Source organism: Pseudomonas sp. S150, from assembly GCF_004526365.1.
GTDB classification, from domain to species: domain Bacteria; phylum Pseudomonadota; class Gammaproteobacteria; order Pseudomonadales; family Pseudomonadaceae; genus Aquipseudomonas; species Aquipseudomonas putida_A.
The window spans coordinates 1,536,776-1,555,573 of the sequence record NZ_CP038207.1 but is presented as its reverse complement, the minus strand read 5'-3'; the positions used below and the strand labels follow the sequence as shown (position 1 = coordinate 1,555,573).

At 59.9% G+C, this 18,798-nt stretch carries 19 protein-coding genes and 1 pseudogene; 9 read left to right on the top strand and 11 right to left on the bottom strand.

Features of this window, described 5'->3' with window-relative positions:
- Positions 1 to 3 precede the first annotated feature (3 nt).
- Positions 4 to 762 carry a Nif3-like dinuclear metal center hexameric protein gene (locus E3Z29_RS07055; protein WP_134785447.1) on the bottom strand — a complete coding sequence of 253 codons (759 nt, stop codon included), beginning with the start codon at positions 760 to 762 and terminating at the stop codon, positions 4 to 6.
- Between the two features lie 103 nt (positions 763 to 865).
- On the opposite strand from E3Z29_RS07055, the gene algW reads away from it, so the two are divergent.
- The 3 genes and pseudogenes from algW (at position 866) to E3Z29_RS07040 (ending at position 4,946) form a co-directional block, all read left to right on the top strand.
- Positions 866 to 2,020: a Do family serine endopeptidase AlgW gene (gene algW / locus E3Z29_RS07050; RefSeq protein ID WP_096795365.1), complete on the top strand. Its 1,155-nt coding sequence runs from the start codon at positions 866 to 868 to the stop codon at positions 2,018 to 2,020.
- Positions 2,021 to 2,107: 87 nt separating this feature from the next.
- A pseudogene (locus E3Z29_RS07045) lies at positions 2,108 to 4,204 on the top strand (TonB-dependent siderophore receptor); the annotation flags it as partial.
- Between the two features lie 22 nt (positions 4,205 to 4,226).
- Positions 4,227 to 4,946: a DUF4198 domain-containing protein gene (locus E3Z29_RS07040; protein WP_134785446.1), complete on the top strand. Its 720-nt coding sequence runs from the start codon at positions 4,227 to 4,229 to the stop codon at positions 4,944 to 4,946.
- 324 nt (positions 4,947 to 5,270) lie between these two features.
- Here the strand turns inward: E3Z29_RS07040 and hisC are convergent, their stop codons facing one another.
- The 10 genes from hisC to E3Z29_RS06990 form a co-directional block, all read right to left on the bottom strand.
- Complete coding sequence (hisC, locus tag E3Z29_RS07035) at positions 5,271 to 6,323, bottom strand: histidinol-phosphate transaminase (protein ID WP_027610856.1); 1,053 nt, start codon at positions 6,321 to 6,323, stop codon at positions 5,271 to 5,273.
- Between the two features lie 2 nt (positions 6,324 to 6,325).
- Complete coding sequence (hisD, locus tag E3Z29_RS07030; protein WP_134785445.1) at positions 6,326 to 7,651, bottom strand: histidinol dehydrogenase; 1,326 nt, start codon at positions 7,649 to 7,651, stop codon at positions 6,326 to 6,328.
- Positions 7,652 to 8,024: 373 nt separating this feature from the next.
- The gene (gene hisG, locus E3Z29_RS07025; protein WP_007967226.1) at positions 8,025 to 8,660 is read right to left on the bottom strand and encodes an ATP phosphoribosyltransferase; all 636 of its coding nucleotides are present in this window, start codon (positions 8,658 to 8,660) and stop codon (positions 8,025 to 8,027) included.
- Positions 8,661 to 8,787: 127 nt separating this feature from the next.
- Positions 8,788 to 10,053: a UDP-N-acetylglucosamine 1-carboxyvinyltransferase gene (gene murA, locus E3Z29_RS07020; RefSeq protein WP_134785444.1), complete on the bottom strand. Its 1,266-nt coding sequence runs from the start codon at positions 10,051 to 10,053 to the stop codon at positions 8,788 to 8,790.
- A gap of 22 nt (positions 10,054 to 10,075) precedes the next feature.
- Entirely contained in the window at positions 10,076 to 10,315 is a 240-nt protein-coding gene (locus E3Z29_RS07015; RefSeq protein ID WP_003221710.1) for a BolA family protein, read from the bottom strand.
- Between the two features lie 116 nt (positions 10,316 to 10,431).
- Entirely contained in the window at positions 10,432 to 10,737 is a 306-nt protein-coding gene (locus tag E3Z29_RS07010; protein ID WP_027610853.1) for a lipid asymmetry maintenance protein MlaB, read from the bottom strand.
- On the bottom strand, positions 10,734 to 11,387 hold the full coding sequence (locus E3Z29_RS07005; protein ID WP_027610852.1) for a phospholipid-binding protein MlaC: 654 nt from the start codon (positions 11,385 to 11,387) through the stop codon (positions 10,734 to 10,736). Before E3Z29_RS07005 ends, E3Z29_RS07010 begins: the two co-directional genes overlap by 4 nt.
- An 11-nt stretch (positions 11,388 to 11,398) precedes the next feature.
- The gene (mlaD, locus tag E3Z29_RS07000; RefSeq protein ID WP_007967220.1) at positions 11,399 to 11,866 is read right to left on the bottom strand and encodes an outer membrane lipid asymmetry maintenance protein MlaD; all 468 of its coding nucleotides are present in this window, start codon (positions 11,864 to 11,866) and stop codon (positions 11,399 to 11,401) included.
- Positions 11,866 to 12,663 (bottom strand): lipid asymmetry maintenance ABC transporter permease subunit MlaE, encoded by a 798-nt coding sequence (mlaE, locus tag E3Z29_RS06995; RefSeq protein WP_134785443.1) that lies wholly within the window; start codon positions 12,661 to 12,663, stop codon positions 11,866 to 11,868. Before mlaE ends, mlaD begins: the two co-directional genes overlap by 1 nt.
- A complete protein-coding gene (locus E3Z29_RS06990) occupies positions 12,663 to 13,472 on the bottom strand; it encodes an ATP-binding cassette domain-containing protein (protein ID WP_003221703.1) in 810 nt (269 codons plus the stop codon). The genes mlaE and E3Z29_RS06990 overlap by 1 nt, the downstream gene beginning before the upstream one ends.
- A gap of 275 nt (positions 13,473 to 13,747) precedes the next feature.
- Here E3Z29_RS06990 and E3Z29_RS06985 point away from each other — a divergent pair, with 275 nt between their 5' ends.
- The 6 genes from E3Z29_RS06985 to E3Z29_RS06960 all read left to right on the top strand — a co-directional run bounded on the left by E3Z29_RS06985 (position 13,748) and on the right by E3Z29_RS06960 (position 18,765).
- Positions 13,748 to 14,722 carry a KpsF/GutQ family sugar-phosphate isomerase gene (locus tag E3Z29_RS06985; protein ID WP_027610849.1) on the top strand — a complete coding sequence of 325 codons (975 nt, stop codon included), beginning with the start codon at positions 13,748 to 13,750 and terminating at the stop codon, positions 14,720 to 14,722.
- On the top strand, positions 14,722 to 15,246 hold the full coding sequence (locus E3Z29_RS06980) for an HAD family hydrolase (RefSeq protein WP_007967216.1): 525 nt from the start codon (positions 14,722 to 14,724) through the stop codon (positions 15,244 to 15,246). Before E3Z29_RS06985 ends, E3Z29_RS06980 begins: the two co-directional genes overlap by 1 nt.
- An 8-nt stretch (positions 15,247 to 15,254) precedes the next feature.
- Entirely contained in the window at positions 15,255 to 15,827 is a 573-nt protein-coding gene (gene lptC, locus E3Z29_RS06975; protein ID WP_027610848.1) for an LPS export ABC transporter periplasmic protein LptC, read from the top strand.
- Entirely contained in the window at positions 15,814 to 16,359 is a 546-nt protein-coding gene (gene lptA / locus E3Z29_RS06970; protein ID WP_096795357.1) for a lipopolysaccharide transport periplasmic protein LptA, read from the top strand. The genes lptC and lptA overlap by 14 nt, the downstream gene beginning before the upstream one ends.
- Positions 16,359 to 17,084, top strand: a complete 726-nt coding sequence (lptB, locus tag E3Z29_RS06965; RefSeq protein ID WP_007967211.1) for an LPS export ABC transporter ATP-binding protein — start codon at positions 16,359 to 16,361, stop codon at positions 17,082 to 17,084. The genes lptA and lptB overlap by 1 nt, the downstream gene beginning before the upstream one ends.
- Before the next feature lie 187 nt (positions 17,085 to 17,271).
- Complete coding sequence (locus tag E3Z29_RS06960; protein ID WP_027610846.1) at positions 17,272 to 18,765, top strand: RNA polymerase factor sigma-54; 1,494 nt, start codon at positions 17,272 to 17,274, stop codon at positions 18,763 to 18,765.
- Positions 18,766 to 18,798: the final 33 nt, after the last annotated feature.

Sequence of the window (18,798 nt, the reverse complement as noted above, 5' to 3'; positions counted from 1 at the left end):
GATTCAGATAGGGTTCGGGCAATCGATGAAGATGTGTTCGAGGGCGAAACGTTTTGCCAGGTAGTCACCCAGCGCCTGCACGCCATAGCGCTCGGTGGCGTGGTGGCCGGCGGCGATGAAGCTGATGTCGTTTTCCCGCGCGCTGTGGAAGGTCTGCTCGGAGGCTTCACCGCTGAGGAACAGATCGACACCCGCCGCCACGCCCTGATCGATATAGCCCTGCCCGCCACCGGTGCACCAGCCGATCCGACGAATCATCCCACTGCCCTCGACCAGCAGCGGCTCGCGGCCCATGACGTCTTTAACCTTGCGGGCGAAATCACGCGCAGTCATCGGCTCATTCAACGACCCGACCAGTCCGACAATTTTGAGGTTGTCCGGATCCAGTGGCCCTTCAACGGTAATGTCCAGCTGACGCGCCAGTTGCACGTTGTTGCCGACCTCCGGATGCAGATCCAGCGGCAAGTGATAGGCGAGCAGACTGATGTCGTGCTTGAGCAAAGTCTTCAAGCGCCGCTGCTTCATGCCGGTGATGCACGGGTTCTCGCCTTTCCAGAAATAACCGTGATGCACCAGTATCAGATCGGCCTCGGCCTCCACCGCCGCGTCAAGCAGCGCCTGACTGGCGGTGACGCCACTGACGATGCGCATCACTTGCGGGCGGCCTTCGACCTGCAGGCCGTTCGGGCAATAATCAGCGATTTTTGCACTGCCAAGGTAACGGTCGGCTTCTTCGACGAGAGTGCTGAGAGCGACAGCCATGAAAGACTCCTAAATATCCCGTTCAGAGGCGCGCGCGGCCTCGTATAATGCGCGACATTATGGGCGGTCTGCCCCCGCCTGCAACTTTTCCAGGACGTGCTTAATGCTCAAGGCGCTGCGTTTTTTTGGCTGGCCGCTGTTGGCCGGTGTGCTTATCGCTCTGTTGATTATTCAGCGTTACCCGCAGTGGGTCGGGCTGCCGAGCCTCGATGTCAACCTGCAACAGGCCCCGCAAACCACCAGCGTGCAGCAGGGACCGGTGTCCTATGCCGACGCAGTGACCATCGCCGCACCCTCGGTAGTCAACCTTTACACCACCAAGGTCATCAACAAACCGGCGCACCCGCTGTTTGAAGATCCGCAGTTCCGGCGCTTCTTCGGTGACAACTCGCCGAAGCAGAAACGCATGGAATCGAGCCTCGGTTCCGGGGTGATCATGAGCCCGGAAGGCTACATTCTGACCAACAACCACGTGACCACCGGCGCCGACCAGATCGTGGTTGCGCTCAAGGACGGTCGCGAAACCCTTGCCCGCGTCATCGGCAGCGACCCGGAAACCGACCTCGCGGTACTGAAGATCGACTTGAAAAACCTGCCGGCAATCACCGTCGGCCGCTCCGACAGCATCCGCATCGGCGATGTCGCGCTGGCCATCGGCAACCCGTTCGGCGTCGGCCAGACCGTGACCATGGGCATCATCAGCGCTACCGGGCGCAACCAGTTGGGCCTGAACAACTACGAAGACTTCATCCAGACCGACGCGGCGATCAACCCGGGCAACTCCGGCGGCGCACTGGTCGATGCCAACGGCAACCTCACCGGCATCAATACGGCGATCTTCTCCAAGTCCGGCGGCTCGCAGGGCATCGGTTTTGCGATCCCGGTGAAACTGGCAATGGAAGTGATGAAGTCGATTATCGAGCACGGTCAGGTGATTCGTGGCTGGCTCGGTATTGAAGTGCAGCCGCTGACCCAGGAACTGGCCGAGTCGTTTGGCCTGTCCGGGCGTCCGGGGATCGTCGTGGCGGGGATCTTCCGCGATGGCCCGGCACAGAAGGCCGGCCTGCAACTGGGTGACGTGATTCTGAGTATCGACGGCGAACCGGCTGGTGATGGCCGCAAGTCCATGAACCAAGTGGCGCGGATCAAGCCGACTGACAAAGTGACCATTCAGGTCATGCGCAACGGCAAAGAACTGAAGCTCACCGCTGAAATCGGCCTGCGTCCGCCGCCTGCACCGGTGAAAGAAGAAGAGTAAAACTTTATTCGCGCCGAGTGCGCGAATGAAAGACACTCTCAACAGGCATGTTATATTGTTTCAATTTAACGATTGGAACAACATAACATGTCGTCTCGAAAAAAGGCTTCGCTGCTTGGCCTGACCCTGGGCCTGCTGGGCGATCCGGTCTTCGCCGAAGATCCGCAACCCCTCGAACTCGACGCCATCAGCGTCACTTCCGATTATGAATCCCCCAGCGGGCCGGTCAGCGGCTACCGCGCGACGCGCTCCGCCAGTGCAACCAAAACCGACACCGCCATCCGCGACATTCCCCAAGCGATCAGCGTGGTGCCGGCCAGCGTGCTCAAGGATCTGGGCAGCCACAATGTCGAACGCGCACTGGAATTTGCCGGCGGCGTGTCGAAGCAGAACAATTTCGGCGGCCTGACGCTGTACGAATACAGCGTACGCGGCTTCACCACCTCGGAGTTCTACAAGGACGGTTTCAGCGCCAATCGCGGCTACCCGAGCACGCCGGACGCGGCCAATGTGGAGCGCATCGAAGTCCTCAAAGGTCCGGCCGCGAGCCTGTATGGCCGTGGCGATCCTGGCGGCACGGTAAACATCGTCACCAAAAAGCCGCAGCCCGAAGCGTTCACCACCCTGCAGACCAGCGCTGGCAGCTGGGATCGTTATCGCACGGCACTGGACGTCAACACGCCGCTCGACGAGCAGGGGGACGTGCTCTCGCGGATCAACCTCGCGGTCGAAGACAACCACAGCTTCCGTGATCACGTCGACAGCCAGCGGGTCTTCGTCGCACCTTCGATCAGTTGGCAACTGAGCCCGGACACTTCGTTGTTGGTGGAAAGCGAAATCGTCCGGCACAACTCCACGTTCGACCGAGGAATCGTCGCGCCGAACAACAAATGGAGCGGCGTCTCGCGCTCGACCTTCCTTGGTGAACCGAACGACGGCAACATCGACAACCACAACAACCTGCTCCAGACCACCCTCGAACATCACCTCAGCGACAGCTGGAAACTGCGTCTGGCCAGCCACTACAAGGAAGGCAAACTGTGGGGCGACGCGTCTGAAAGTCGTGCGCTGAACGCCGATGGTCACACGGTCAACCGACGCTACCGCGAACGGGACACTAACTGGCACGACAGCATCACCCAATTGGAGCTGCGCGGTCTGTTCGACCTCGGCCCATGGCAGCACGAACTGCTGATCGGCACCGAATACGAGAACTTCCGCAAGAACGAACGCGTCACTACCATCGCTGGCGGTCCCTACGCCATCGACATCTACAAGCCGATCTACGGCCAACCGAAACCCAACGGCCCACGCTCGGGTACTGACTTCTTCGAGCACGTCGAAAGCCACGCACTGAACCTGCAGGATCAAATCATCTTCACCGACAAACTGCGCGGGATGATCGGCGCACGCTTCGAACACTTTGATCAACGCATCGACGATCACACCCGCGATGCCAAAAGCCAGCAGACTCACGACGCCCTCACCCAACGCGCCGGCCTGCTCTATCAGTTGACGCCGTACACCGGCCTGTTCGCCAACACCTCGACCTCGTTCAAACCGAATAACGGCCTCGACGCCTCCGGCAAATCCTTCGATCCCGAAGAAGGTGTCGGCTACGAAATCGGCATCAAGAACGAACTGTTCGACGAGCGCCTGAGCAGCACCCTCGCCTTCTTCCACATCGACAAGGAAAACGTCCTCGCCCTCGATCCGAACACCGATACCAGCCGCGCGATGGGCAAGGCGCGCAGTCGCGGTTTCGACTGGCAAGTGACCGGGCAAGTGACCGATGCCGTGCGGGTGATGGGTGCCTTCGCTTACATCGACGCTGAAGTGACCAAGGGCGACGCGGCAATCCCGACCGGCAGCCGCATCCTCGGCGTGGCCAAGCGCAGTGGCAGCCTGCTCGGTGTGTACGAATTTCAGGACGGCCATTTGCGCGGCTCGGACGTCGGCGCGGCGTTCACCTATGTCGGCGATCGCTCCGGTGAAGCCGGCGGTGATTTTGAAATGCCGGCCTATCACACCGTCGATCTGCTGGCCCATTACAAGGCCAGCGACAACGTCACGGTTGGCCTGAACCTGAACAATCTCTTCGACGAAAAATATTACGAGCGCTCCTACAGCAATTATTGGGTCAACCCCGGCGAGCCGCGCAATTTCACCGTCAGCCTGACACTCAAACCTGTAAAAGGACGTCACCATGCAATACGGCAAAACCCTACTGATCATCGCCGCTTGGTTCGTCACTCAAGCCTCGGCCCATGGCCTGTGGACCGAACAACGGCGCGGCAATATCGAAGTGATCTACGGCCACGGTGCCGAAGACAATGCTTTCAAGGCGCAGAAAATCAGCCGCGCCTGGGCCTATGACACAAGCGGCAAAATGATCCCGGTGAGCGTCGAACGCCTGTCCGATCACGCGCGCCTGAAGCCGCTAAAAACACCGGCGGTCATGGCCGTCGCACTGAACAACGGCATGTGGTCGCAAACCGCCGACAGAAAATGGATCAACGAAGGCCGCAGCAAAGTGCCGGGTGCTGTCGAAGCCACCGAGACGCTCAAGTACAGCCTGGCGATTTATCAACCGGGAGCAAAGTTGCCCAGGCTTGAGCAGATCAAGTTGCTGATTTTGCCGGAGGTCGACCCGCTGACCGTCGGCCCGGGCAATTCACTGCCGGTACGGGTGCTGCTCGATGGCAAGCCGGCAGCGGGCGTGAAGCTGATTGGCGACTATCGCAATGCACCGAACACCCTGAGCACTGAAACGGACAAGGACGGTCGTGCGCAAGTGCTGGTGCGTAATGAAGGATTGAATGTGATTGCGGCGCAGGTGGAAGTGCCGGTGAAGGACAGCGCTGATGTGAACAGTCGCGGGCTGTTCAGTTCGCTGACGTTCCTTGGCGAACCGCATCACGAGTAAAAGCGCACCCTCACCCCAGCCCTCTCCCTGAGGGAGAGGGAGCAGACCGAGCTGTCTTGCGAAGTACATCGACCTGAAAATCCGAGTCGATTATGGATTCAGTACAGCACTCTCACGTCGGCGAAACTCTGCAATATCCCCCAATCAGTCCCCTCTCCCTCTGGGAGAGGGAGCAGACCGAGCTGTCTTGCGAAGTACATCGACCTGAAAATCCGAGTCGATTACGGATTCAGCACAGCACTCTCACGTCGGCGAAAATCTGCAATATCCCCCAATCAGTCCCCTCTCCCTCTGGGAGAGGGCTAGGGTGAGGGGCTTTGGCTTTTAGAGGTTGCCGAGACCGTCGATCAGCGCCTGATTCTGCTCCGGCGTACCGATCGAAATCCGCAGGAACTGGGCAATCCGCTCCTGCTTGAAGTGGCGCACAATCACGCCCTGCTCGCGCAGCTTGGCCGCCAGACCCGCGGCATCGTGTTGCGGGTGACGGGCGAAGATGAAGTTCGCCGCCGACGGCAGCACCTCAAAGCCCTTGGCCTGCAATTGCGCGATCACCCATTCACGGCTCTCGATCACCAGACGGCAGGTCTTGTCGAAATACTCGCGATCCTCGAACGCTGCCGCCGCCCCGACAATCGCCAGGCGATCCAGCGGATAGGAGTTGAAGCTGTTCTTGATCCGCTCCAGCGCTTCGATCAGATCCGGATGACCCACCGCCAGACCAACGCGCAGCCCGGCCAGCGAGCGCGACTTGGACAGGGTCTGGGTCACCAGCAGGTTCGGATAACGATCCACCAGACTGATCGCGGTTTCGCCGCCGAAGTCGATATAAGCCTCGTCCACCACAACCACCGAATCCGGGCTGGCCTTGAGGATCTGCTCGACCGCCTCCAGCGCCAACAGGCAACCGGTCGGTGCGTTCGGATTGGGAAAAATGATCCCGCCGTTCGGTTTGGCGTAGTCCGCCGGGTTGATCTGGAACTGCGCGTCCAGCGGCACGGCATCGAACTGGATGCCGTACAGACCGCAATACACCGGATAGAAGCTGTAGCTGATGTCCGGGAACAGCAGCGGCTGCTCGTGTTGCAGCAGACCGTGGAAGATGTGCGCGAGCACTTCGTCCGAGCCGTTGCCGAGGAACACTTGATTGCTCTGCACGCCGTAGTAGTTAGCGACGGCGTTTTTCAGCAGATCGCTGTTCGGGTCCGGGTACAGACGCAGGTTGTCGTTGAGTTCGGTCTGCATCGCCGCCAGGGCTTTTGGCGACGGGCCGTAGGGGTTTTCGTTGGTGTTGAGCTTGACCAGTTTGGTCAGCTTTGGCTGTTCGCCCGGCACATACGGCACCAGATCCTTGACGAACGGGCTCCAGAATTTACTCATGTTCAGTTCCCCTTCTGCTCAGCTTTGATGCGGTATTCGGCGCTGCGTGCGTGCGCACTCAGGGATTCGCCACGGGCCAGCACCGAAGCGGTCTTGCCCAGCTCGGAAGCACCGGCCTCGGAGCAGAAGATGATCGACGAACGTTTCTGGAAGTCGTACACACCCAGCGGCGAGGAGAACCGCGCAGTGCCGGAGGTCGGCAGCACGTGGTTCGGGCCAGCGCAGTAGTCGCCCAGCGCCTCGGAGGTGTGACGGCCCATGAAGATCGCGCCGGCGTGACGGATCTGCGGCAACCACGCTTGTGGATCAGCGACCGACAGCTCCAAGTGTTCCGGGGCGATACGGTTGGCGACTTCGATGGCTTGCGCCATGTCGCGCACATGAATCAGTGCACCGCGACCATTGATCGAGGTTTCGATGATGGTTGCGCGGTCCATGGTCGGCAGCAGTTTGTCGATGCTCGCAGCGACCTTGTCGAGGAATTCGGCGTCCGGGCTGACCAGAATCGCCTGGGCGTCTTCGTCGTGCTCGGCCTGGGAGAACAGATCCATGGCGATCCAGTCCGGATCGGTCTGGCCGTCGCACACCACAAGGATTTCCGACGGGCCGGCGATCATGTCGATGCCGACCTGACCGAACACGTGACGCTTGGCGGTGGCCACATAGATGTTGCCCGGGCCGACGACCTTGTCCACCTGCGGCACGCTTTCAGTGCCGTAAGCCAGCGCGGCAACCGCTTGCGCACCGCCGATGGTGAACACCCGGTCAACGCCGGCAATGCACGCCGCCGCCAGCACCAGTTCATTGAGCTCACCGCGCGGGGTCGGCACGACCATGACCACTTCGGTCACGCCGGCGACCTTGGCCGGAATCGCGTTCATCAACACCGAAGACGGGTACGACGCCTTGCCGCCCGGTACGTACAGGCCGGCGCGATCCAGCGGCGTGACCTTCTGCCCGAGTACGGTGCCGTCGGCCTCGGTGTAGCTCCAGGAATCCTGTTTCTGTTTTTCGTGATAGCTGCGCACCCGCGCCGCAGCTTTTTCCAGCGCTTCGCGCTGTGCCACGGTGATGCGGGTCAGGGCCAGTTCCAGACGCTCGCGCGGCAGGATCAGGTCAGCCATCGAGGCGACGTCGAGGCCGTCGAACTGGCGGGTGAACTCGACCAGCGCCGCGTCACCGCGCTCGCGCACCGCCTTGATGATGTCCAGCACGCGCTGATTGACCGAGTCGTCAGACACACTTTCCCAGCTCAGCAGATGATCCAGATGATGCGCGAAATCCGGGTCAGCAGCGTTGAGTCGGCGAATTGCAGTCGGTGCGGTCATAGCGAGAGCCTCATAGGAATGGCAAAAACTCAGGCGCCCGAAGGTGCGCTGACGTTTAATAACGATCGCGTTGGTACTGTGCCCGCACCAGGCAAGGCGTGGGACGAAGGTAAGGGTTTTTCCTTACCGAGTCCCGCAACGCAGCATGGTGCGGGCACAGTGCCAACCCGTAGGGCCTTGCTTCAAAAGGCTGGCCACTACGCGTTTATACTTCTGAGAAATTGTTCTGCTGCTGTTAGATTGCCTTTTGGAGTAAGGCGCGGTCGTTATTAAACGTCAGCGCACCTTCCCTAGCCAGTCGTTTCCGCTTGGGCACCTGAGATTCTGGCTATGAGGCGGATAGACGGGCGCGACTCAAGGTCACGCAGGTGAATCAGCCGCGGTGTCGCGATTCCACTGCGTTGCGCAGGGTATCGATCAACGCCTGGATTCGGGCGTGTTGCATCTTCATCGAAGCCTTGTTGACCACCAGGCGCGAGCTGATCGTGGCGATCAGTTCCTGAGGTTCCAGGCCATTGGCGCGCAGGGTGTTGCCGGTGTCGACCACGTCGATGATCTTGTCGGCCAGACCGATCAGCGGCGCCAGCTCCATCGAACCGTAGAGCTTGATGATGTCGACCTGACGCCCCTGTTCGGCGTAGTAACGCTTGGCGACGTTGACGAACTTGGTCGCCACGCGCAGACGGCCCTTGGGCTCGGCCGCGCCGATCTTGCCGGCGGTCATCAGCTTGCACTGGGCAATCTGCAGATCCAGCGGCTCGTACAGGCCCTGGCCGGTGTATTCCATCAACACGTCTTTACCGGCGACGCCGAGGTCGGCCGCGCCATGCTCGACATAGGTCGGCACGTCAGTGGCACGCACGATCAACAGACGTACGTCATCCTGAGTGGTGGGGATGATCAGCTTGCGGCTCTTGTCCGGATTCTCGGTCGGCACGATGCCGGCTTCAGCGAGAAGCGGCAGGGTGTCGTCAAGGATGCGGCCCTTGGACAGTGCGATGGTCAACATGGGAAACGTCAGTCCTTATCAAGGTACTCATGTCCGGTCGCAATCGGCGCCGGACACACATCGAGCCGGATACCGGCTCGACTCGAAACAAATTCAGTGGACACGTCCCTGTGTCCGCATGCAGCAATCAGCCCGGAACGCGACGGATCTTGGCGCCCAGCATCTGCAGTTTTTCTTCGATGCACTCGTAACCACGGTCTATGTGGTAGATGCGATCGATCAGGGTGTCGCCTTCGGCCACCAGTGCCGAGATCACCAGGCTGGCCGAAGCACGCAGGTCAGTGGCCATCACTGGCGCGCCCTTCAGGACTTCAGTACCGGTGACGATCGCGGTGTTGCCTTCGACCTGGATCCTGGCGCCCATGCGGTGCAGTTCGTACACGTGCATGAAACGGTTTTCGAAGATCGTCTCGATCACTGCGCCTGTGCCTTCGGCAATGGCGTTGAGCGAGATGAACTGGGCCTGCATGTCGGTCGGGAACGCCGGGTACGGCGCGGTGCGCACGTTGACCGCTTTCGGGCGCTTGCCGTGCATGTTCAGCTCGATCCAGTCTTCACCGCTGGTGACTTCAGCGCCGGCTTCACGGAGCTTTTCCAGAACGGCTTCGAGGATGGTCGGATCGGTGTCCTTGACCTTCACGCGGCCACCGGTGACCGCAGCGGCCACCAGGTAGGTGCCGGTTTCGATACGGTCAGGCATGACCTTGTAGAAGCACGAACCCAGACGCTCGACGCCATCGATGGTGATGGTGTCGGTGCCGGCGCCGGAAACCTTGGCGCCCATGGCGTTGAGGAAGTTCGCCAGGTCAACCACTTCCGGCTCGCGCGCGGCGTTCTGCAGGACGCTGCGGCCCTTGGCCAGGGCAGCTGCCATCATGATGTTTTCGGTACCGGTCACACTGACGGTATCGAAGAAGAAGCTGGCGCCGCGCAGGCCGCCTTCAGGCGCCTTGGCCTTGATGTAGCCGCCTTCGACGTCGATCACCGCGCCCATGGCTTCGAGGCCACGGATGTGCAGGTCAACCGGACGCGAACCGATGGCGCAACCGCCAGGCAGGGCGACTTCGGCTTCACCGAAACGCGCAACCATCGGGCCCAATACCAGGATCGAGGCACGCATGGTTTTCACCAGTTCGTACGGCGCGATCAGGGTCTTGATGGTGCGTGGGTCGATTTCGACGCTGAGTTTCTCGTCGATCACCGGCTCGATGCCCATGCGACCGAACAGCTCGATCATGGTGGTGATGTCGTGCAGGTGCGGCAGGTTGCCAACGGTCACCGGGCCATCGCACAGCAGGGTGGCAGCCAGAATCGGCAGGGCGGAGTTCTTCGCCCCGGAGATACGGATTTCGCCATCAAGACGAACGCCACCGGTAATAATCAATTTATCCATAAGAATCTCGACGCCCTTGGGCTCAGGTGCGCTCGGCCCAGGCCGCGCGGCTGAAAAATTTCATAGTGACCGCATGGATGCTGCCATCGGCGATCCACGGGTTCAAATGGGCATAGATGCTCTGCTGACGCTTGACCGGGCTTAACGCCGCCAGTTCATCGCTAATCACGTTCAGCTGAAAGTTGCAGCCTTCGCCTTCAACTTCCACCTGCGTTCCTGGCAGCTTCCCTTCAAGGAAGCTCTTCACTTCTACGGCCTGCATGCTCAACCTCAATCGGCGCCCTGTGCGCACGGGTCGGACATCATACAAAAAAGCCCCGCGCCTGCGAACCCCGCATTGGCAGGACTCTGACGGGGGGCTTGTTTATCGATGCGGGTTCAGGGGTGCGCCAGCAACTCGGTCAGTTCACTGACCTGAGCGATTTCGCGCATGTCTTCCGGCATCGCACGGATGCTGACGGCCTTGCCGGCCGCCTGGGCATCGCGCATGAAGCACAGCAGCAAGGACAAGCCGACGCTGCTGGACTTCTTCACTGCCGAGCAATCGATGACCAGCGATGCCGCCTTGCTGGACTTGATCAGCGCCTGGCCTTCCTTGCGCAGGTCGGGACCTGTGCGGTAATCCAGTACTCCACTGAGCAATAGCTCGTCGACGTCACTCATACGAACTGCCGCCTCATTCATTGCGCTGGCTTCTCGGCAGCTTTCTCGGTGGTTTCCTTGGCCTTGGCCACTTCGCCAGCCCAATTGTTGATGGTCTTGTCCAGATCGTTGCCATTGCGCTGCATCGCGTCGGCGAACTGATCACGGAACAGCTTGCCGATGTTGATGCCGTTGATGATCACATTGCGCAGTTTCCACTCGCCATTGATCTTCTCCAGCGTGTACTGCACAGGGTAGATCGCGCCGTTGTTGCCCTTGACGGTCATGCCGACGCTGGTGCGATCGCCGGACTCATCCTTGGCCGGATCAACGGTGATGCCCTGGTTGTTGTACTCGAGCAAAGCGTTGCCATAGAACTGGAACAGGCCGCGCTTGAAGTTTTCCTGGAAGGTCTGCATCTGCGCCGGCGTGGCCTTGCGCGAATACTTGACCGTCATGATGCTCTTGGAAATGCCTTCGGCATCCACCACAGGTCCGACGATGGTGTTCAGCGCCGTGTAGAAGTCCTGCGGATCCTTCTTGTACTTCTCTTTATTGGCCGACAAGTCGGCCAGCATCCGGTTCGTGGTGTCCTGAATCAGGTCGTGCGCCGACTGTCCGGGCGCAGCGCTAGCCAGCATCGGCAGTGCCGCAAGCAACACCAACAGGCCACGTCGCAAGGTAGAGATCATTCAAAAGCTCCTCATTTGGCGTCTTTGCTAACGGTATTGAGCAGGAATTTACCGATCAGGTCTTCCAGTACCAGAGACGACTGCGTGTCGTGGATGGTTCCACCATCCTTCAGACGGGTGTCTTCCCCGCCCACGCTGATACCGATGTACTTCTCGCCCAACAGGCCAGCGGTCAGGATAGACGCTGTGGAGTCGGTCGGCAGGTTGTCGACCTTTTTATCCACTTGCAGGGTTACCCGACCGGTGAAGCTGTCGCGATCCAGATCGATGGCCGTGACCTTGCCGATGGTTACGCCAGCCATGGTCACTTTGGCTCTGACCGTCAAACCGGCGATGTTGTCGAAGTAGGCATACAGTTTATAGGTGTCGGTGGTCGAAGTCGGAGACAGGCCACTGACCCGCAGAGCCAGTAGCAACAAAGCCAGGATCCCTGCCAGCAGGAACAGGCCGACACCGATTTCCAGGGTGCGGTTTTGCATCAGAAATCTCCAAACATCAAAGCGGTCAGAATAAAGTCCAGGCCCAGTACCGCCAGCGAGGCGAATACCACGGTCTTGGTGGTGGCGCGACTGATGCCCTCGGAAGTGGGCTCACAGTCATAGCCTTGGAAAACGGCGATCCAGGTCACGACGAAGGCGAAAACGATACTTTTGATGACGCCGTTGAGCACATCGCTGGTGAAGTTCACGCTGTTCTGCATGTTCGCCCAGTAGGAGCCTTCATACACGCCAAGCCAGTCGACAGCCACCCACGAACCGCCCCAGATTCCCACCACGCTGAAAATCATCGCCAGCACCGGCAGGGAAATGAAACCGGCCCACAGACGCGGGGCAATAATGTATTTGAGCGGATCGACACCGATCATTTCCAGGCTGGAAAGCTGTTCGGTGGACTTCATGTTGCCAATTTCTGCGGTCAGCGCCGAACCGGCACGCCCGGCAAACAGCAACGCCGTCACGACTGGCCCCAGTTCACGCAGCAACGTCAGGGCGACCATCTGCCCCACCGCCTGCTCCGAACCGTAGCTCGACAGAATACTGAAGCCCTGCAGCGCCAGCACCATGCCGATGAAAATCCCCGACACGACGATGATCACCAGCGACATCACGCCGACCGAATGCAACTGCTTGACCAGCAGGCCGAAACCGCCGCTGATACCGCCACGACCGAGCAGGGCGTGAAACAGGAACAGGGTCGCGCGGCCAAACACCGCGACGGCGTCGATCGCCGCCTCGCCGAACCGGCGTACGCGTTCTATTAATGAAATTTTGCGCATCAGCGCTTCCCCAGAAGATCTGCGCGGTAATCCGTCGCTGGAAAATGATACGGCACCGGGCCATCGGGGTTGCCGGTCATGAACTGGCGAATACGCGGTTCATCCGAATTCATCAATTCGTCCGGCGTGCCCTGCCCCAGCACCTGACCATCACCCACTACATAGATATAGTCAGCGATGCTCGCGGTTTCGGCCAGATCGTGGGAGACCACGATGCTGGTGATCCCCAGCGCATCGTTGAGCAGACGGATCAGGCGTACCAGCACCCCCATGGCGATCGGATCCTGACCGACGAAAGGCTCGTCATACATGAGAATCTGCGGATCGAGCGCAATCGCCCGGGCCAGCGCCACGCGCCGCTTCATGCCCCCGGACAGCTCGTCGGGCATCAGCTCGATCGCACCGCGCAGACCGACCGCCTGCAATTTGAGCAGGACGATGTCGCGGATCATTTCATCCGGCAATTGCGTATGAACGCGCAGGGGGAAAGCGACGTTCTCGAAGACATCGAGATCGGTGAACAGCGCGCCGCTCTGAAACAGCACACCCATGTGCTTGCGCGCATCGAACAGATCACTGCGCGACAGCGTCGGCAGGTTCTGGCCGTTGACCCAGACTTCGCCGCTGGATGGACGCAACTGCGCACCCATCAAGCGCAACAAAGTGGTCTTGCCGCACCCGGAAGGTCCCATGATGCCGGTAACCTTGCCACGCGGGATGCGAATATCGACGTTATTGAAAATGCTGCGCGCACCGCGCTTGAAGGAGACTCCCTTCAGCTCGACCGCGTAGGCGTTATCGGCACTCATCTAAACTCCTTGCGATGCAGCCTCTCACTCGGACGCCTGGCTTTCCGCAGAAAGCACATACCTCCCGGGCAGGCCGAACTGGCGGCGAACTATATCACTGCAAAGGCCAAGCGCCCAAGGCCCATGCCCCCCTGTGTTCAGCGATATGACAGGCGCGGCCGCGCTTTTTCAGGGTTTTGGTTACGAGGAATGACAAAGCACGACGAACTTGCGTGAGGCTTTTCAACATAACCGCTATAATCGCCGCCTTTTCATCGGGCTATACGATTTCTGACATGAGCCAATCCAGCGACCTGATTCAATCGGCACAACGCACCATTCGCCTCGAAGTGGAAGCCGTACAAGGCTTGTTGCCCCATATCGACGCCGATTTCGTACGCGCTTGCGAGATGATTCTGGCCAGCAAAGGCCGTGTGGTCGTGGTCGGCATGGGCAAATCCGGGCACGTCGGCAACAAGATTGCCGCGACCCTGGCCAGCACCGGCACCCCGGCATTTTTCGTCCACCCGGCCGAAGCCAGCCATGGCGACATGGGCATGATCACCCGCGACGACGTGATCCTCGCCCTCTCCAACTCCGGCTCGACCAACGAAATCGTCACCCTGCTGCCATTGATCAAGCGCCTCGGCATCCAGTTGATCAGCCTCACCGGCAATCCGCAGTCGCCGCTGGCCAAAGCTGCCGAAGTCAATCTCAACGTTCATGTCGAACACGAAGCCTGCCCGCTGAACCTGGCACCGACTTCCTCGACCACCGCCGCGCTGGTCATGGGCGATGCCCTGGCCGTGGCGCTGCTGGAAGCGCGTGGTTTCACCGCCGAAGATTTTGCCTTTTCACACCCGGGCGGCGCTCTGGGTCGACGCCTGCTGCTGAAAGTGGAAAACGTCATGCATGCCGGGCAAGAGCTGCCGCAAGTGCAGCGCGGCACCCTGCTCAAGGACGCGCTCATGGAAATGACCCGCAAGGGTCTGGGCATGACCGCGATCGTTGAAGCCGATGGCAAACTGGCCGGAATCTTCACCGACGGCGATTTGCGCCGCACGCTGGACCGCAGCATCGACATCCGCAGCGCCACCATCGACCAGGTCATGACCGCACACGGCAAGACCGCACGGCCCGAGATGCTCGCCGCCGAAGCCCTGAAAATCATGGAAGACCACCGAATCAACGCACTGGTTGTCGTGGACGAAGAAGATCGCCCGATCGGCGCCTTCAACCTCTCCGATCTGCTGCGTGCAGGAGTGATGTAATGACCACCGATCTGCTGCAACGCGGCAAAGCGATCAAACTGGCGGTGTTCGACGTCGACGGCGTCCTCACCGACGGGCGCCTGTACTTCCTCGAAGACGGCAGCGAATTCAAGACCTTCAACACCCTCGATGGCCAGGGCATCAAAATGCTGATGAATGCCGGTGTCGAGACTGCCATCATCAGTGGCCGCAAGACCCCGGTGGTTGAACGCCGGGCGAAGAACCTCGGTATCCCGCACCTGTTTCAGGGTCGCGAAGACAAATTGGTGGTTCTGGACGGCCTGCTGGCGCAACTGGGCCTAAGCTATGAACAGGTCGCCTACCTGGGTGACGACCTGCCTGACTTGCCGGTGATCCGCCGCGTAGGGCTGGGCATGGCCGTTGCCAATGCTGCCGACTTCGTGCGCGAACACGCCCATGGCGTCACTCGGGCCCGCGGTGGCGAAGGTGCCGCCCGCGAATTCTGCGAATTGATCCTGCGCGCCCAGGGCCGCCTCGATGCGGCCAACGCCGCGTACCTGTGAGCCAAATCATGTTTAGCAAAAAATTTCGCAACTTCCTGCTGTTCGGCTGCATCGCTGCGATGTTTGCGGCGGTCGGCTACTGGAACATCAGTCCGGAACGTTTCCTCGACAAGCCTGTGGCCAAGGTCGAAGACACTGCCATCGACTGGTACGCCACCAATACGCATACCCTGCAATATCTGCCGGACGGCAAAGTGCAGTACGAAATGACGTCGGACAAGGCCGAACACCTGAAAGCGACGGATGTGACTCTGGTTACCAAACCCGACCTCAACATGTATCGCGGCACCGAGTTTCCGTGGCACGTGACCAGCGAACGCGGCGAAGTGAATCCGGACGGAACGCAGGTAGAATTGATCGACTCGGTACGCATCAAGCGCACCGATGAAAAGAAACGCGACACCCTGATCACCAGCACACGCATGACGGTGTTCCCTCAGCAGCAATATGCGCAGACCGAGCAACCCGTTAGAATCGACGGCGCTGGCGGTGTATCGACTGGCGTGGGAATGAAGGCGTATTTGAAGGAAAGCAGGATACACCTGCAATCGAACGTAAGAGGACAGTATGAGGCTCGTTAAAACCCTCCCTATTTTGCTCAGTCTGGGCGCAGCACTGGGAAGCGTGAGCGCCTGGGCTCTGCCGAACGATCAGCAGCAACCTATCCGCATTCAGGCCGACGACGCCCAGCTGGACGACAAGAACGGCATCGCCACCTATAAAGGTGATGTGATCATCACCCAGGGCTCGATGATCGTTAAGGGCAATACGGTGACCATCACCCGTACTCCGACCGGCGATATCGACGTGGTGACCTCGGTGGGCAACCTTGCCTACTTCGAGCAACTGCAAACCCAGGGTGACGCCAAGCCTGTTCAGGGCTGGGGCGTGACGATTCAGTACCACGCCGCGCAAAACCGCGTCGTGCTGATCGACAAGGCCAAGGTTGTCGACAAGGACAACAACACCACTCAGGGCGAGAAAATCGTCTATGACACGGTGAAGAAACTGGCCAGTGCCGGTCGCGCTACCGGCAGCAAAGTCACCGAAGCGCGTCCGCGTATCGACATGGTGATCCAGCCGAAGAAGAAAACCGACGAGAAAACCCAGTAATGGCAACTCTGAAAGCTCAACACCTGGCCAAGGCCTATAAAAGCCGCCAGGTTGTGCGCGACGTCAGCCTGTCGATCGACAGCGGCCAGATCGTTGGCCTGCTCGGCCCGAACGGTGCCGGCAAGACCACCTGTTTCTACATGATCGTCGGCCTTGTGCAGGCCGATCAGGGTCGCGTGCTGATCGATGATCTGGACGTCAGCCATCAGCCGATGCACGGCCGCGCCAAGGCCGGTATCGGCTATCTGCCGCAAGAAGCGTCGATCTTCCGCAAACTGTCGGTGGCCGATAACATCATGGCCATCCTCGAAACCCGCACGGAACTCGACAAGGCCGGTCGTCGCAAGGAACTGGAAAGCCTGCTGCAGGAATTCCACATCAGCCACATCCGCGACAACCTCGGCATGAGCCTGTCCGGTGGTGAACGCCGCCGGGTGGAAATCGCCCGCGCCCTGGCGACCGCACCGAAATTCATCCTGCTCGACGAGCCGTTCGCCGGTGTCGACCCGATTTCGGTCGGCGACATCAAGCAGATCATCCATCACCTCAAGGCCAAGGGCATCGGTGTTCTTATCACCGACCACAACGTGCGTGAGACCCTGGATATCTGCGAAACCGCCTACATCGTCAACGACGGTCAACTGATCGCGGAAGGCGATGCGGCGACCATCCTTGCCAACGATCTGGTGAAGGAAGTGTACCTGGGCCACGAGTTCCGCCTGTAAGCACCAAGGCACTTGGCCAGCCTCCGGGTGCTGTATCGATGAAGCAGGCTTTTTATACGCTTTTATTGTTACAGCGCTCTAGGCAAACACGACAGTTTCAGGCATATAATTTGCTTAAGTTTGGCGCTCCGGCGCCCTGTAGTGGATGGCGCATGCGCGCCGGCGAATAAGGTGTTAAGCCCCTGCCATGAAACCATCGCTAGTCTTGAGAATGGGCCAGCAGCTGACGATGACACCGCAGCTGCAACAGGCCATCCGCCTGCTCCAATTGTCGACCCTGGACCTGCAACAGGAAATCCAGGAGGCCCTGGAATCCAATCCGATGCTCGAACGCCAGGAAGAAGGCGACGACTTCGACAATACCGATCCTTTGGCCGACAACGCCGAACAAAAACCCAACACCGACATTCAGGAACCGTCCTATCAGGAAGCCGCCCCGACGGTGGACAATCTGGAAGATGGCGAATGGAACGAGCGCATTCCTAACGAACTGCCCGTTGATACCGCCTGGGAAGACGTCTACCAGACCAGCGCCAGCAGCCTGCCCAGCAGCGATGACGACGAGTGGGACTTCACCACCCGCACGTCCGCCGGCGAAAGCCTGCAAAGCCATCTGCTGTGGCAATTGAACCTGGCGCCGATGTCCGACACCGACCGCCTGATCGCCGTGACCCTGATCGATTGCATCAACAATCAGGGCTACCTGGACGAAACCCTCGAAGAAATTCTCGACGCCTTTGATCCGGAGCTCGACATCGAGCTGGACGAGATCGAAGCCGTTCTGCACCGCATTCAGCAGTTCGAACCGGCCGGTATCGGCGCGCGCAACCTCGGCGAATGCCTGCTGCTGCAACTGCGTCAGCTCCCGGCCAAGACCCCGTGGCTCAACGAAGCCAAACGTCTGGTCAGCGATTACATCGATCTGCTCGGCAGTCGCGACTACAGCCAGTTGATGCGGCGTATGAAGCTCAAGGAAGACGAGTTGCGTCAGGTCATCGAACTGGTGCAAAGCCTCAATCCGCGTCCGGGCTCGCAGATCGAATCGACCGAAGCCGAGTACGTGGTGCCCGACGTCATTGTGCGCAAGGATAACGAACGCTGGCTGGTCGAGCTGAATCAGGAGTCAGTGCCCCGTCTGCGGGTTAACGCGCAGTACGCCGGTTTCGTCCGTCGCGCCGACACCAGCGCCGACAACACCTTCATGCGCAACCAGTTGCAAGAGGCACGCTGGTTCATCAAGAGCCTGCAAAGCCGCAACGAAACCCTGATGAAGGTGGCCACCCAGATCGTCGAGCATCAGCGCGGCTTCCTGGAGTATGGCGATGAAGCCATGAAGCCGTTGGTCCTGCATGACATCGCCGAGGCGGTCGGCATGCACGAATCGACGATTTCCCGGGTCACCACGCAGAAATTCATGCATACCCCGCGCGGTATTTATGAACTGAAATACTTTTTCTCCAGCCACGTCAGCACCTCCGAAGGCGGTGAATGCTCGTCGACGGCGATCCGCGCGATCATCAAAAAACTGGTTGCGGCGGAAAATCAGAAAAAGCCGTTGAGTGACAGCAAGATCGCTGGTTTACTGGAGGCACAAGGCATTCAGGTGGCTCGCCGCACCGTCGCCAAGTACCGCGAATCCCTCGGGATCGCGCCTTCGAGCGAACGCAAGCGGTTGATGTAAGCCACGTTACAGCGTTCCAGTGGCAGGCTCTTC

Bases quoted from the DNA above. Each gene is read 5' to 3' on its own strand.
- E3Z29_RS07055 (WP_134785447.1), bottom strand. From the start codon at position 762: ATGGCTGTCGCTCTCAGCACTCTCGTCGAAGAAGCCGACCGTTACCTT.
- algW (WP_096795365.1), top strand. From the start codon at position 866: ATGCTCAAGGCGCTGCGTTTTTTTGGCTGGCCGCTGTTGGCCGGTGTG.
- E3Z29_RS07040 (WP_134785446.1), top strand. From the start codon at position 4,227: ATGCAATACGGCAAAACCCTACTGATCATCGCCGCTTGGTTCGTCACT.
- hisC (WP_027610856.1), bottom strand. From the start codon at position 6,323: ATGAGTAAATTCTGGAGCCCGTTCGTCAAGGATCTGGTGCCGTATGTG.
- hisD (WP_134785445.1), bottom strand. From the start codon at position 7,651: ATGACCGCACCGACTGCAATTCGCCGACTCAACGCTGCTGACCCGGAT.
- hisG (WP_007967226.1), bottom strand. From the start codon at position 8,660: ATGTTGACCATCGCACTGTCCAAGGGCCGCATCCTTGACGACACCCTG.
- murA (WP_134785444.1), bottom strand. From the start codon at position 10,053: ATGGATAAATTGATTATTACCGGTGGCGTTCGTCTTGATGGCGAAATC.
- E3Z29_RS07015 (WP_003221710.1), bottom strand. From the start codon at position 10,315: ATGCAGGCCGTAGAAGTGAAGAGCTTCCTTGAAGGGAAGCTGCCAGGA.
- E3Z29_RS07010 (WP_027610853.1), bottom strand. From the start codon at position 10,737: ATGAATGAGGCGGCAGTTCGTATGAGTGACGTCGACGAGCTATTGCTC.
- E3Z29_RS07005 (WP_027610852.1), bottom strand. From the start codon at position 11,387: ATGATCTCTACCTTGCGACGTGGCCTGTTGGTGTTGCTTGCGGCACTG.
- mlaD (WP_007967220.1), bottom strand. From the start codon at position 11,866: ATGCAAAACCGCACCCTGGAAATCGGTGTCGGCCTGTTCCTGCTGGCA.
- mlaE (WP_134785443.1), bottom strand. From the start codon at position 12,663: ATGCGCAAAATTTCATTAATAGAACGCGTACGCCGGTTCGGCGAGGCG.
- E3Z29_RS06990 (WP_003221703.1), bottom strand. From the start codon at position 13,472: ATGAGTGCCGATAACGCCTACGCGGTCGAGCTGAAGGGAGTCTCCTTC.
- E3Z29_RS06985 (WP_027610849.1), top strand. From the start codon at position 13,748: ATGAGCCAATCCAGCGACCTGATTCAATCGGCACAACGCACCATTCGC.
- E3Z29_RS06980 (WP_007967216.1), top strand. From the start codon at position 14,722: ATGACCACCGATCTGCTGCAACGCGGCAAAGCGATCAAACTGGCGGTG.
- lptC (WP_027610848.1), top strand. From the start codon at position 15,255: ATGTTTAGCAAAAAATTTCGCAACTTCCTGCTGTTCGGCTGCATCGCT.
- lptA (WP_096795357.1), top strand. From the start codon at position 15,814: ATGAGGCTCGTTAAAACCCTCCCTATTTTGCTCAGTCTGGGCGCAGCA.
- lptB (WP_007967211.1), top strand. From the start codon at position 16,359: ATGGCAACTCTGAAAGCTCAACACCTGGCCAAGGCCTATAAAAGCCGC.
- E3Z29_RS06960 (WP_027610846.1), top strand. From the start codon at position 17,272: ATGAAACCATCGCTAGTCTTGAGAATGGGCCAGCAGCTGACGATGACA.